This window comes from Variovorax sp. Soil_C_17 (genome assembly GCF_057657265.1).
Genome location: NZ_JBDGIT010000002.1, coordinates 508,519 through 520,972, shown reverse-complemented (window position 1 = coordinate 520,972; position 12,454 = coordinate 508,519). Strand labels below are relative to the sequence as shown.

General features: G+C 63.4%; 13 protein-coding genes. 7 read left to right on the top strand and 6 right to left on the bottom strand.

From position 1 onward, the window contains the following. Positions 1–15: 15 nt before the first annotated feature. From AC3A6Y_RS11090 to AC3A6Y_RS11075, 4 genes are read right to left on the bottom strand one after another with little or no spacing between them, the layout of a single operon-like run. Complete coding sequence (locus AC3A6Y_RS11090) at positions 16–1,296, bottom strand: TRAP transporter large permease subunit (protein ID WP_487868273.1); 1,281 nt, start codon at positions 1,294–1,296, stop codon at positions 16–18. A gap of 1 nt (position 1,297) precedes the next feature. Beyond that, positions 1,298–1,897 carry a TRAP transporter small permease gene (locus AC3A6Y_RS11085; protein WP_487868272.1) on the bottom strand — a complete coding sequence of 200 codons (600 nt, stop codon included), beginning with the start codon at positions 1,895–1,897 and terminating at the stop codon, positions 1,298–1,300. Between the two features lie 28 nt (positions 1,898–1,925). Beyond that, on the bottom strand, positions 1,926–2,780 hold the full coding sequence (locus tag AC3A6Y_RS11080; RefSeq protein WP_487868271.1) for a sugar phosphate isomerase/epimerase family protein: 855 nt from the start codon (positions 2,778–2,780) through the stop codon (positions 1,926–1,928). A 22-nt stretch (positions 2,781–2,802) separates the two neighbouring features. Continuing rightward, on the bottom strand, positions 2,803–3,726 hold the full coding sequence (locus AC3A6Y_RS11075) for a shikimate dehydrogenase family protein (RefSeq protein ID WP_487868270.1): 924 nt from the start codon (positions 3,724–3,726) through the stop codon (positions 2,803–2,805). Positions 3,727–3,887: 161 nt separating this feature from the next. Here AC3A6Y_RS11075 and AC3A6Y_RS11070 point away from each other — a divergent pair, with 161 nt between their 5' ends. From AC3A6Y_RS11070 to AC3A6Y_RS11040, 7 genes are all read left to right on the top strand, one after another. Next, entirely contained in the window at positions 3,888–4,673 is a 786-nt protein-coding gene (locus tag AC3A6Y_RS11070; RefSeq protein ID WP_487868269.1) for an IclR family transcriptional regulator domain-containing protein, read from the top strand. Between the two features lie 206 nt (positions 4,674–4,879). Next, on the top strand, positions 4,880–5,128 hold the full coding sequence (locus tag AC3A6Y_RS11065; RefSeq protein ID WP_487868268.1) for a hypothetical protein: 249 nt from the start codon (positions 4,880–4,882) through the stop codon (positions 5,126–5,128). A gap of 324 nt (positions 5,129–5,452) precedes the next feature. Continuing rightward, positions 5,453–8,185 carry a filamentous hemagglutinin N-terminal domain-containing protein gene (locus AC3A6Y_RS11060; RefSeq protein ID WP_487869045.1) on the top strand — a complete coding sequence of 911 codons (2,733 nt, stop codon included), beginning with the start codon at positions 5,453–5,455 and terminating at the stop codon, positions 8,183–8,185. A 7-nt stretch (positions 8,186–8,192) separates the two neighbouring features. Next, positions 8,193–8,636 carry a hypothetical protein gene (locus AC3A6Y_RS11055; protein ID WP_487868267.1) on the top strand — a complete coding sequence of 148 codons (444 nt, stop codon included), beginning with the start codon at positions 8,193–8,195 and terminating at the stop codon, positions 8,634–8,636. 250 nt (positions 8,637–8,886) lie between these two features. Beyond that, positions 8,887–9,075 carry a hypothetical protein gene (locus AC3A6Y_RS11050; protein WP_487868266.1) on the top strand — a complete coding sequence of 63 codons (189 nt, stop codon included), beginning with the start codon at positions 8,887–8,889 and terminating at the stop codon, positions 9,073–9,075. A 333-nt stretch (positions 9,076–9,408) separates the two neighbouring features. After that, positions 9,409–9,774, top strand: a complete 366-nt coding sequence (locus AC3A6Y_RS11045) for a hypothetical protein (RefSeq protein WP_487868265.1) — start codon at positions 9,409–9,411, stop codon at positions 9,772–9,774. Between the two features lie 216 nt (positions 9,775–9,990). Continuing rightward, positions 9,991–10,185, top strand: a complete 195-nt coding sequence (locus tag AC3A6Y_RS11040; protein ID WP_487868264.1) for a hypothetical protein — start codon at positions 9,991–9,993, stop codon at positions 10,183–10,185. Here the strand turns inward: AC3A6Y_RS11040 and AC3A6Y_RS11035 are convergent. Together AC3A6Y_RS11035 and AC3A6Y_RS11030 are read right to left on the bottom strand one after the other, a co-directional pair. Further along, positions 10,182–10,574 (bottom strand): hypothetical protein, encoded by a 393-nt coding sequence (locus AC3A6Y_RS11035; protein ID WP_487868263.1) that lies wholly within the window; start codon positions 10,572–10,574, stop codon positions 10,182–10,184. The genes AC3A6Y_RS11040 and AC3A6Y_RS11035 overlap by 4 nt on opposite strands. Positions 10,575–10,804: 230 nt before the next feature. Then, positions 10,805–12,214, bottom strand: coding sequence for an MFS transporter (locus tag AC3A6Y_RS11030; protein WP_487868262.1), 1,410 nt, complete (start codon positions 12,212–12,214; stop codon positions 10,805–10,807). Between the last annotated feature and the right edge of the window lie 240 nt (positions 12,215–12,454).

Below are 12,454 nucleotides of genomic sequence, written 5' to 3'. Positions count from 1 at the left end.
GAAGCAAAGAATTCTTCAGCCGCTGAGCAGGCGCGCCGGCCAGATGACGAGCTGGGGGAACAGCACCATGAGGAACATCATGGCGAACTCGGCAATGGCGAAGGGCAGCACGCCGCGAGTGACTTCGTCCATCTTCATGCGCCCCACCCCGGCCACCACGTTGAGCACCGTGCCCACCGGCGGCGTGATGAGGCCGATCGAGTTGTTGATGATGAACAGCACGCCGAAGTAGATCGGGTCGATGCCGGCGGCCTTGATCACCGGCATCAGCACCGGCGTGAGGATCAGGATGGTGGGCGTCATGTCCATGGCCGTCCCCACCGCGATCACCAGCAGCATGATGACGAACATCAGCAGCATCGGGCTGGCGATCAGCGGCTGCAGCAGCGCCACCAGCTTGCTCGGCAGGTCGGCCACGGTGATGAGCCAAGCGGACACCATGGCGGCCGCCACCAGGAACATCACGATCGCGCTGGTCTTGGCGGCGGAGACGAACATGCCGTAGAACTGCGAGGGCTTGAGCTCGCGATAGACCACGGTGGCGACGAAGATCGCATACACCGCCGCGACCACGGCCGCCTCGGTTGGCGTGAAGATGCCGAAGCGCAGCCCAACCAGGATGATGAAGGGCAGCAGCAGCGCCCAGAAGGAGTCGCGTAGCGCCTTGAGCACCTCGCCCTTGGACTTGCGCGGCGGAGGCTGGATCGTTTCCCTGCGCACCAGCCACCACCAGGTGAACCAGAGCGAGGCGCCGATCAGGATGCCGGGAAAGATGCCCGCCAGGAACAGCTTGGAGATCGACACGTTGGCCGCCACGCCGAAGATCACGAAGCCGATCGAGGGCGGAATGATCGGGCCGATCACGCCGGAAGCCGCGATCAGGCCGCCGGATCGCGCCTTGTCGTGGCCGGCCGAGACCATCATCGGAATCAGCAGCGCCGACAGCGCGGCCGCATCGGCCACCGCGGAGCCCGACAGCGCCGACAGGATGCAGGCCGCCACGATCGCGACGTAGCCGAGACCGCCGCGCACATGCCCCACCACCGCCAGCGCGAGGTTCACGATGCGCCGCGACAGCCCGCCCTGGTTCATGGCCTCGCCGGCCAGCATGAAGAAAGGCACGGCCAGCAGCGGGAAGCTGTCGGCACCGTTGATCACGTTCTGCGCCAGGATCTGCGCGTCGAACAGGTCCAGGTGCCACATCAGCGCGACGCCGCACAAGAGCAGCGAGTAGGCGATCGGCACGCCGATGGCCATGGCGCCCAGCAGGGCACCGAGGAAGATGGCGATCGTCATGTCAGCGTCCGTTCGTGGGCTTGTCGGTGCGGCGCTGGGCTGCTTCTTCGGCATCGCGGCGGGCCAGCTCGGCGTTGATCCTGTCGATGTCGCCCTGCTCTTCCGACTCGTGGACCATCACGAGTTCGGCGTCGCTCAGCTGGCCGCTCAGCGCACGCCACAGGTCGTACAGCAGGAACACGATGGCCGAGACGCCGAACACCACGCCGACGACGTAGAAGATGGCGACCGAGGCACCCGTGGTGGGCGCGCTCACGTCCCAGTTGATCAGCGTCTGCTGCCAGCTGCCGGTGAGCAGCAGGTAAGAGGCAAAGAGCATCAGCACATGCGCCACCACCAGGCACAGCTTCTTGCCCCAGGTCGGCAGCTTGGCGATCAGCATGTCGGTGCCCAGGTGGCCATGCTCGCGCACCGCGACGATGGCACCCAGGAAGGTCATCCAGACGAAGAGCCAGCGCGACACTTCCTCCGACACCGTGATGCCCGAGTTGAAGCCATAGCGCAGCACCACGTTGCCGAACACCATCACGACCATGATGGCGAGCATCAGCGCCATCAGGCCCTCGAGCCCGCGGCAGTACCACGAGAAGATTCTTGTCATTGCTTGTCTCCTGTTGCCGTCTTGTCTTCTATGCGCCGATGACCGATTCGCTGATCCAGCGCGCGCTCTTCATGCCACGCTGGCCGATCACCATCGGGTCGGAGTTCACGTAGTCGTCGTTGAACACCTCGAAGGTGTAGTGGCCGCGGTAGCCCTTCTGCTCCAGCAGCTGCACCAGGTCGCGCACATCGTGCAGCCCTTCGCCGGGGAACAGGCGCTGGTGGCGCGCGAGTTCGATCATGTCGGCCTGCCGGTCGCTGTACTCGAAGAAGTAGTCGGCCAGTTGCACCAGGAAGATCTTCTCCACCGGCACCTCGGCCAGCTGCGCCAGCGTCTCGGGCGTGTCGTCGCCATGCACCGACATGTGGAAGCTGTCGAGGTTGAGGCCGACGTTCTGCCGGTTGCAGCGGCGCACGATGTCCCAGGCCTGGTGCCAGCGGTTCACGTGCCGGCCCCAGGACAGCGCCTCGTAGCAGATGCGAATGCCCAGCGGCGTGGCCAGCGTGGCCAGGGTGCGCAGGTCTTCTGCCGCGCGCTCGGGGTCGTCGATGGCCAGCGGCGAGGTGGTGGAGCACACCAGCAGCAGGTCGGTGCCGACCAGCGCCATCTGGCGCAGCTGCTCGCGCGCCATCTCGAGCCGGTGCGGACGCATGGCGTCGGGCGCGCATTCGAAGTCGCGCAGCGGCTGGAAGTCGGTCACCTTCAGGCCGCTGGACTTCACGAGCTCGGCCGCCTTCTCGACGCCGGCCGGATGGGCGATCAGGTCGCGCGCCCACAGCTCGACGCCCGCGAAGCCCGCCGCCTTCATGCATTCGAGCTTGTGGCCGAGATCGCCCCCCATGGTGACGGTGTTGAAGCCGAAGCGGTCGAGCGAGATGGCCATGGTGCGTGCGATGCGTGCCGGGTCAAGCGACGCTGTCGGAGTGGTAGCGCAGCGGCGCGTCGATCTCCGCCGCCATCGCCTGGGGATAGATCAGCTCGCGCAAGAAGCGCGCGTCCTCGCGCACGCCATGCGCCGCGGCCGTGTGGCCGAAGAAGTCGAGGTAGTACGGCATCTGCTGGATCAGCATCTCGAACCCGGCCTGGGCATTGAGCCCGCGCGCGCGGGCCGCCTGCACCAGCGGCGTGGGCTGGTTGCGCAGCAGGATGTCGAACAGCGCCGCGTGCGGCTCCATGCGCGCCACGTCGACCGGCAGGGCATCGCCCTCCTTCAGGCCGAGCGGCGTGGCGTTGACGACCAGGTCATAGCCGGCCGGGTCGCTGCTGTCGACCGCCACGGTGGTGGCGTCGAAGAAGGCATCGAGCTTGGCCGCGACGCCGGCCGCCTTGCCGGCCGAGATGTCATGAAACGCGATGTGCTCCGCACCATTGACCGTGCCGCCCTCGGCCAGCGCCACGCCGGCCGCTGCCGCGCTGACGCCGGCGCCCAGGATCAGCACGCGCTTGCCGCGGAAGGGGATGTTGTAGTGGTCCAGCGCACCCAGCAGGCCTTCGCCGTCGAACAGGTCGCCTTCGAGCTCGCCGTTGGCGATGCGCTTGACCACGTTGACCGAACCGGCCACCCGGCCGAACAGACCGGCGCCGTCGAGCAGGTCCACCGCCAGCGGCTTGTGCGGCGGCGCGATCACCATGCCGCGCACATTCTTCGCCAGGAAGGCTGCCTTGACGAAGACCGCGAAGTCGCGCGTCGCCACGTGTGCCGGCGCCATCACCGCGTCGATGCCGAAGCGCTCGAAGACGGCGTTGAACATGCGCGGCAGGCGGACGTTGGTCACCGGATCGCCCGGGATCAGGTAGAGGTCGGTGCTGCCTGCGATGAAGGGAAACATGGTGGTTGTCTCGCTCGGTATTGTTCGGCTATCGCGCAGATTGCCGGGGAGCGCCGCTAATGTAGGACGCCGGCTTGCGCGACCCAAGAGGAAAGCCGCAGAATAGCGCGCTCATCGCTCGAACGCGATCGATAATCGAACGAACCCAGGGTTTATCCCCAATGACCATCGACGCCTCCCCTGCCCCGCCCGGACTCGACAAGCGCGACTGGATCGCCGGCCTGGAGCGCGGCGTGTCGGTCATCGAGGCCTTCGACGATGCCCACCCGCGCATGACCGCCAGCGAGGCCGGCCAGCGCACCGGCATGACCCGCACCGCGGCCCGGCGCTACCTGCTGACGCTGCAGCACATGGGCTACGTGGCGGGCGACGGCAAGCTCTTCTGGCTGACGCCGCGGGTGCTGCGCCTGGGTCAGTCGTACCTGGAGTCGGCGCGGCTGCCGCGCATCGTGCAGCCCTTTCTGCAGCGCGTGGCTGCCGGCACGCACGAGATCGCCTACCTCAGCGTGATGGATGGCGACGAGGTGGTCTACATCGCGCGCAACGGCCCCAACCGCAGCATGAGCACGGGCTATGTGCTGGGCGCACGCGTGCCGGCGCAGGTCACGGCCTCGGGCATGCTGATGCTGGCGATGCGCAGCGACGAGGAGCGCAGCCACTGGCTGGCCACGCACGAGCTCACCGTCTTCACCTCGCACACCATCGCGAGCAAGGAGCGCATGAAGCTGGAACTGGCGCGCATCCGCGCGCAGGGCTGGGCGCTGTCGGAGCAACAGCTGGACCTCAACTCGCGCGGCATCGCGGTGCCGCTGCGCGACCGGCACGGCGAGCTGGTGGGCGCGCTCAACATCACCATGCCGATGGGCCACGAAAGCAGCGACGATGCGGTCGCCCGCGTACTGCCCCTGCTGCGCGAGACGGCGCAGGCGATGCGCAATCTGATCTGAAAAAGCGGGGCCGGCATCGCTGTCGGTATCGGCCAGCTCTACGGGTCGGACACCCTGCAGCTCAGCAACTACACCCGAGCTACGCCGATTTTCTCGCCGGCACGCAGGCCGGTGGAGCCGCATGACACGGCGGGACTCGAATCGACCGGCTGTTTCAGGCACTCGCGGCGCTGCGTGCGCCGTCGACCCGGATGGTGTTCAGCTTCATGTCGAAGTGGCCCGACGGCAGCACCGGCTTTCGCCCGCGCAGCCGCTGGGTCGAATGGTGGCTGGCGCGGCGCCGCGAACCCTTCGCCTGGTCCATCGAAGTGCAGGGCCTCGAAGGCTTCCTGCAGCGCTTCGAGCTCGCGCCGGTCGAGGTCGCGTCGGCGCAGGAGCTCGCGGCCGAAGCTGGGACAGCTCATTCGCTGCTGACCGGGGAAACATTTGTTCTCTGCGAAAAAGCGCGAGTCTGAGGTCTTGTAGCTCTGAGAGCGCTCGCAGCCTGCACCGCGCTGCGCCGGAAACGGTGAGTCCGGAAACATTTCAGCGACAAAAGACGAGATTTGATCTGGGCTGATCGGCCCCAGAATCCGGCCCCTCGACGGGAGTGGGCCGCAGCGCTGAAGCGTTGGGTTGGCCTCCCCGGATTGTTGGGAGGCAAAAGAGTTGAACAAGCATCTTCACAGGGTCGTCTTCAATGCTGCGCGCGGTCTGCGCGTGGTGGTGCAGGAAACCGCCAGGAGCGCAGGCAAGCCACCGGCACAACGCCCGCGATCGCGGCGGGCGCTCTTTTCGGCGTGCTGGTGGCGCTGCCCGGCCAAGCGCAGATCGTGGGCGCGCCGGGCGTGGCGCCGGGCCTGCGGCCCACCGTGCTGGTCGCGCCCAACGGCGTGCCGCTGGTCAACATCCAGACCCCCTCGGCCGCAGGCGTCTCGCGCAACCTCTACCAGCAGTTCGACGTCCAATCCCGCGGCGTCATCCTCAACAACAGCCGCAGCAATGTGCAGACGCAATTGGGCGGCTGGGTGCAGGCCAATCCTTATCTGGCGACCGGGCCGGCGCGGATCATCCTCAACGAGATCGTGAGCGGCAACCCCACGCAGCTGCGCGGGGCCATCGAGGTGGGCGGGCAGCGCGCCGAGGTCATCGTGGCCAACCCGGCGGGCATCGCCGTCGATGGCGGAACCTTCGTCAACGCCAGCCGGGCCACGCTCACCACCGGCACCCCGCAGCTCGATGCCGCCGGCGGGCTGGACGGCTACGTGGTGCGCGGCGGCACCGTCAGCATCGAGGGCGCCGGCCTCGATGCCAGGAGCACCGACTACGCGGCCATCCTGGCGCGCGCCATCAAGGTCAACGCGGGCCTTTGGGCCAGCGAGCTCAAGGTGGTGACCGGGGCCAACCAGGTCTCGGCCGATCAAGGGCAGATCAGCCCGGCCACCGGCAGCGGCAGCGCGCCCGTCTTCGCACTGGATTCCTCGCTGCTCGGGGGCATGTACGCCGGCAAGATCACGCTCATCGGCACGGAGCACGGCGTCGGTGCGCGCAATGCCGGCACGATCATGGCCGCGGATGGCTCGGGGCCGCTGGGCGGGGTCGGCGAACTGGTCGTGACCGCGGCCGGGCGGCTGGAGAACATCGGGACGATGCAGGCCGCGCGGCGGGCCGAGCTCGCGGCCCAGAGCCTGGCCAACAGCGGCCGCATCGCCAGCGGCGGGGACCTGAAGATCGCCACACCGGGCACGCTGGGCAATGCGGGCGGCACCCTCGAAGCGCAGAGCCTGCAGCTGGCGAGCGCAGGGACCGTCGACACCAGCAGCCAGGGCGGCGTCGTGCTGCGCGGCGGCGGCGCGGTGAACCTGCAGGGCGTGCAGGTCTCGGCCGCCCAGGACCTCGCCATCGAAGGCGGCAGCGTGAACATCGCCGCGGCCACCGACCGCAGCCGGGTCGGCGGCGAGCAGCGCCAGCGCGGTGGCGACTTCGGTGCCCTGGGCCTGCACGACCTGGGGCACGGGCTGGGCGCCAAGAGCGCCGACATGCTCAATGCCGAGACCACCAGCCTTGCGCGCACCACCCTCGGCGGCGCCAACGTCAGCATCACCGCCACCGGACCCGCCGGCCAGGGCGGTGAGGGGATCAAGGGGGCGCTGCTGGACACGGTGGCGGCGCAAGGGGCGAATGCGATCGGCGATCTCACGGCCGACGGCGCGCTGGACGGCTTCGCCAACACGGTGGCCCACGCGATCGCGGGGTGCATGGTGGGCGCGGCGAGAGCGGACAGCGCGAGCGGCTGCGGCGCGGGGGTGCTGGGCGCCGCCATCGGCGAACTCGCGGCCGAGGCCTACGGAAGACGAGACGACACGGTGCAGTTCGCCGCCCTCGTGAGCGGGCTGGCGGTGGCGGTCACGGGCGGGGATGCGAGCCAGATCAACATCGGCAGCCAGGCGGGGGGAAATGCGGCGGCGAACAACTACCTGAATCATGCCGACGCGTCCCGCCTCATGTACCTCCACCAGTTCTGCAAAGCCAGCATGTGCTCGGAGGCGGAAGTCGATGAATGGCAGTTGCTGAAGGCCAAGGACCTGAAAACGACAGCGGCCTTCAATGCTTGCGCGGGGGACTTCAGCGAACGCTGCATTGCAATCCGGGCAGACTTTCAGGCCGCGTCGCATTCGTACTTGCCTACGCGGGGCGAAGTCCTGGTGTGGTCGGCGAACAAGGCGGATGACTCCGGCGGCAGGTTCAGCGTTGCCGAAATCTACGAGGCCTACAGCGCCAATGTCTTCGGTGTCCCGCCGACCTTGACCACCGGCGACCTGAACGCCGCCGCCGATTGGGTCCGCAGCGAGATCGTCAAGGAGCCGCCCCTGAGCAGGATCGCGATGGGGCTGGCGACCTACCAGAACGCGGAGTGGGCCCAGTACTTCGGCGCGAACGTCGCGGCCAATCTGATGGCGCAGGCCAGGAGCATGGCGCGTCCGGAGCCGCTGATGGACAAGCGGCCCCCGACACTCATTCGAAATGGGGAGCTGCTGGACAGCAATGGCAATCTCATCGGGCGGCAAAATCCGCTGACCGGTATGTACGAGCCGGTCTTGGGGTTACCTTCATCGGCGCCAAGCGTAATAAGAAACCCCCTGTCACCTAAGGAGTTCAGGCAGGCTTCCGATATTGTCCAATTTAGAGGAGGAACCTTCGTAGGGCCACGGACTTCAAATTTTCCAGGTATCGACGGTTGGCTAGACGGTGTTCCAGTCCAACTCAAGTCACTGGAGGGTCGATCCATCTACGGCGTGCTCAGAAACGTAATACACGGCGCGAAAGATATGGCAGCGGAGGGTTATCGTGGCGATATCTACATTGATGCGTCATCGTCGGGAATTTCGATGACCAAACTTATCGAATTCATAAAACCCGGTTCGCCAATAAGCGACTTAACAGCTGAAGGAACCGTGCAACACGTCTACATCAAAACAGCCGAAGGCTGGCTGACAGTGACATCAGGTGCAATATCCATCCGTAAACATTAAGTCAATCATGTCCGACAGTCTTTTTATCCCCATAGCGCGAATCCCCTCGGATCTTGAGGAAGCGAAGACCGCAATCATTCAAGGTCTTGCAGAACTTGCAGAGCCAGCACCTGAGATCCGGTATCGGACGGCGCAATCAGGTACCCATGATCTGGAACGGGGCCAGATGGAAGTTTACGGACGTAGTCCTTACGATGCTTGCCGGGTCTCATTTTATGGACTCGAGTTTTCTGCCCGGGAGCCAGATGAGAGCGATCTTGCATTTGTTGCATCCGTGCTGACGCGAAGAAATTCATGGTTTGCGGGCGCAGTTGCCTTTGGGCTTGCCATGAACTTCGGCGGACGCGTCGTGTATGACGATTCACTCATGTTGCATGGTACTGATCGATACCGTGTGCAAATCCTGGGCCGAATACTCAAAGAAGGCCTGCAAGGCGAGCGGCGCTTTTAAGTTGAGGGCAAGTGCGGACTACATACGACCTAAGTGGCGCCGAATTTTACTCACTCCAAGGAACACAAAGGAGCAGGTGCCACTTTCTCAAATTTGCCAATAGAGCACAAAATCGTTGTCGCACGGTCATAGGCTGTCTGTATCAGCGCTTTTGTGCGAGCGTGCGAAACTCACTGAGGGATCCGACCTCGTAAATTTTCGCCAAGGGATTAGTTGAACGTACTGCTATTTAAATGACGGAAAAAATAACATGGCAATGGATCTGTTTTGCTACTCCTCAAAATCACCTTCCGAACTGCAGAAAATTATTGATCTCACCGCAAATCAACATCAAGAAATATTCAGTAGAAAATACCTTATTTCGAAGGTTCGAGACACGGGCCCCACACAGCGGAAAACAGCGCTTGACTATGGTTTTGATGCAAGTTCATTTTTTTGATCAGCTACAATGACAAATCAGCAACAGGCCTTTCGCCGCTTGTTGTGAAGTTGATCAAAGAAGCCTTAAGTGCTGATGATGTTCTGATTTTATTCGAAAACGAAGAATTAAGATGACTAAGAAGCTTCACGCTTCTACGCGCCATATGGCTTTTTGAGAAAAATTATTCTCGCCAATTCTCGTTGGCGTTTGCAAAAAAATATGGGAATGCCCAGCAGGCTTTATGGCTATATAGATGAGGCATCACCCGGGTGGGCCTCAGGAAACGACCCGGTGCAAATGGAGCGACGCAAAAGCAGTAGTTGGCACATTCACCGGCACAACAGAATGATCATGAGCACCTTGCCGCCAGCCGATACTTGGCCGCCACTCGATAGACACATGTTTGGCTGGGTCCCAGCCGATGCTGAGGTGTCCAATCACTACGGCTTGAATATTCACTTCGCAGCTTCACTTAAAGAGGTCGATTGGGATCTGCGGACATGGCTCGACAAGTTCGAAGTGCTTTTGCGATGCCTCTATTGGGAACGAGTTGTCCTTCATTTCGAGGCCGCCTATTTGGGTCACCATACCTTCACTTGGCGTCCGAAAGAAGAATGGTTGTCCCGCGTTTGGAAAGGCCATCTGGAACTGATCACAGAATGGGACTTCGAAAGCTCAATGGAACTCAAAGACCTTGCGCAGCTGCGTGGGGTCTGACGACTGCCCAGGCGCCTACTAATGGATTCGATGTCATTGCGGGGGTGCGCGCACGCATTTCAGGCAAGGGGAGAAAGCCTGAGCCCGCCGCTGCTTGTTGGCCTTGGACAAGCATTGCCAGGAGTAGAGTGCCGATTGACTTGATGCTCAAGACGTTTGACGCGATGTTCAAAGTGGACATCGGGCACGCGGCGACGAAACACGGACAACAACTTTATGAAGACTCCCAAAAAAACACCGGCAGCGAGCAACGACATCCAGACTCGCCTCAAACCCGAGGTCGATGGGCTTGTGCTCGATTTCAGAAACCTCTCAGCAGAGAATCAAAAACTCCTGACGGACAATATTCTCAATGACTTTTCGCCTGCCGAGAAAGCCAGGATCTTTATCCTGCGTGGAGAGGAGGACTAGAAATTGACGCGGTCGCCTCGAAGCTCCCGCGCCCGAGAGATGAGTGCCGCTTCAAGTTCCGAAAGTCGCCCGGCCCAATCATGGATGGACTCACTGTAGCGAATGGCGACCATTGCATTGTGGCTCGCCTGTTCTGCGCGACCGGCCGAAATGAGCCACGGCGCCATTGCGATGTGCTCTGCAGTTTCCTTTGCGCTTGGCGCCAGTTGGCCAATGGCGCTGAATGTTTCCACCATCTTGAGCGCGTTTATCAATGGCGCCTGATACTGCTTCTCGGGAAAGGCACGCTTCCAGAACGCGAGGGCAAGCCGGGCAGCAATAAATCCGATTTCGATCTGCGCTCTCGGTTCGAGTCCTGCGAGGACTCGTACGAAAAGCGTCTGGTGCATGGAGGCCCCTGGCCATTCATTTCTGGAGTTAAGCGCCGGAGGAAACTCGGTGTAGTAGTTCCAACCCCCGATCGTTCCTCCGTCCATCAGGTGTTTTGCCCAAGCTTCGCACCTCTCAGGAACAGCGTAGAAACACCAAGGATTAATCCTTTGTCTTCAATCTGAATCCGCTGAAAAAGAAAAAAGCCCGTGCAGGAGATTACACGAGCCTTTCCTGATTGCGCGAGTATTTAGCCTGCCGCCTTCGCCAATCTCCCATCCGCAATCGTCCGCTCCCGCATCCGCTCATAGTCCGGCTTGGGCACCGGCACTGCATCCGGATTGCCCAGATCGTTCATGTGAATGCGATACGTCTCCCGCGCGCTCAGCGCAGCAATCGCCGCGATGACGGTGATGCCGAAGGCCAGCGAGCCGACGATCAGCGGGATGTTGGGCGCGCCGGGAGGCGCCACGGTGGCGAACAGCGCCGGCAGCATCGCCGTGATGGCGGTACCGATGTTCTGCGAGATCGCCATCGCCGAGACGCGGGTGCGGGTCGGGAACAACTCGGGGTAGAAGCTCGGGAACACGGCGTTGTAGCCTTGGTAGACCACGCCCCACATCAGCAGCGACATGCAGATCGCCAGCGGCACGTTCTTGATGCTGATCGCGTAGAGATAACCGAAGGCCAGCAGGCCGGCGAGCAGTGAGCCGACGATGATGGGCGGCCTGCGGCCGATCTTGTCGGACAGGTTGCCCACGTAGGGAATGACCAGCACCGCCAGGATGTTGCCCAGCACGGGAATCCACAGGTAGATGTCCTTCGCGAAGCCGATGCCGTAAGCGGCCTGCACCGCGTACGCGGCGCCGAAGATGGTGGCGACCACCGGGATCACGTTCATCAGCGCCATGCACACCACGCGCAGCATGTCCTTCCAGCTGTACTTGAATGCTTCGACGATGGGCGAGCGCGGGCGCTGCTGTTGCTGGCCCTCCTCCGCGAAGGCGGGCGTCTCGTCGACCTCGCGGCGGATGATGTAGCCCGCGACGATCACGATGAAGCTCAACAGGAACGGAATGCGCCAGCCCCAGCTGTTGAACTGCTCGGTCGGCATGTAATGCGCGAGCGGCAGGAACACCGCCGCGGCCAGGATCTGGCCCGCCTGCACGCCTTGCAGCGTGAAGCTCGCGAAGAAGCCGCGCCTGCCGAAAGGCGCGTGCTCCAGGATCATCGAACTGGCGCCCGAGATCTCGCCGGCCACCGCGAAGCCCTGCACCAGGCGGCAGATCACCAGCAGCACCGGCGCCAGCAGGCCGACCTGATCGTAGGTAGGCAGCAGGCCGACCGCGATGGTCGAGAAGCCCATCAGGAACATGCACAGGATCAGCACCTGCTTGCGGCCATGGGTGTCGCCCCAGTGCCCGAGAAAGAAGGCGCCGATGGGCCGCGCCACGTAGCCGACGCCGTAGGTCGCCAGCGAGGCGACGATGGCGATCTTCGGATCGCCCTTGGGAAAGAAGATCTGCGGAAAGATCAGCGAGGCCGCGGTGGCATAGATGAAGAAGTCGTAGTACTCGAGCGCCGAGCCGATCCAGCCGCTGGCGGCAGCCTTTTTCGATTGGTGCCGGCCGCTGGGCTCGTGCTCCTGGGGATTGCTCATGGAATGTCTCCGTTGGATTGAGGGCGAGGCGACTGTAGGGCTGCAGCAGGATTGCCGGCAACGCAAGGCTCCGGGCTCGTGATCGATCATCGATCGCAGCTGTGCGACGTTCGCGCGGAATAGGGGTTTCTCCGGGTCGGCAAGCTGCAGCGCCCGGATCGATACGGTGTTGCCGCCCCACCCCTCCCAAACGAGGCGCCACGCACCTCAACACATACTTTTTTGCACTTTTCCGGGTTA

Coding starts and splice junctions, on each gene's coding strand:
- AC3A6Y_RS11075 (WP_487868270.1), bottom strand. CDS start 3,726: ATGTTTCCCTTCATCGCAGGCAGCACCGACCTCTACCTGATCCCGGGC.
- AC3A6Y_RS11080 (WP_487868271.1), bottom strand. CDS start 2,780: ATGGCCATCTCGCTCGACCGCTTCGGCTTCAACACCGTCACCATGGGG.
- AC3A6Y_RS11035 (WP_487868263.1), bottom strand. CDS start 10,574: ATGCACCAGACGCTTTTCGTACGAGTCCTCGCAGGACTCGAACCGAGA.
- AC3A6Y_RS11070 (WP_487868269.1), top strand. CDS start 3,888: ATGACCATCGACGCCTCCCCTGCCCCGCCCGGACTCGACAAGCGCGAC.
- AC3A6Y_RS11040 (WP_487868264.1), top strand. CDS start 9,991: ATGAAGACTCCCAAAAAAACACCGGCAGCGAGCAACGACATCCAGACT.
- AC3A6Y_RS11030 (WP_487868262.1), bottom strand. CDS start 12,214: ATGAGCAATCCCCAGGAGCACGAGCCCAGCGGCCGGCACCAATCGAAA.
- AC3A6Y_RS11085 (WP_487868272.1), bottom strand. CDS start 1,897: ATGACAAGAATCTTCTCGTGGTACTGCCGCGGGCTCGAGGGCCTGATG.
- AC3A6Y_RS11045 (WP_487868265.1), top strand. CDS start 9,409: ATGAGCACCTTGCCGCCAGCCGATACTTGGCCGCCACTCGATAGACAC.
- AC3A6Y_RS11090 (WP_487868273.1), bottom strand. CDS start 1,296: ATGACGATCGCCATCTTCCTCGGTGCCCTGCTGGGCGCCATGGCCATC.
- AC3A6Y_RS11050 (WP_487868266.1), top strand. CDS start 8,887: ATGGCAATGGATCTGTTTTGCTACTCCTCAAAATCACCTTCCGAACTG.
- AC3A6Y_RS11065 (WP_487868268.1), top strand. CDS start 4,880: ATGTCGAAGTGGCCCGACGGCAGCACCGGCTTTCGCCCGCGCAGCCGC.
- AC3A6Y_RS11055 (WP_487868267.1), top strand. CDS start 8,193: ATGTCCGACAGTCTTTTTATCCCCATAGCGCGAATCCCCTCGGATCTT.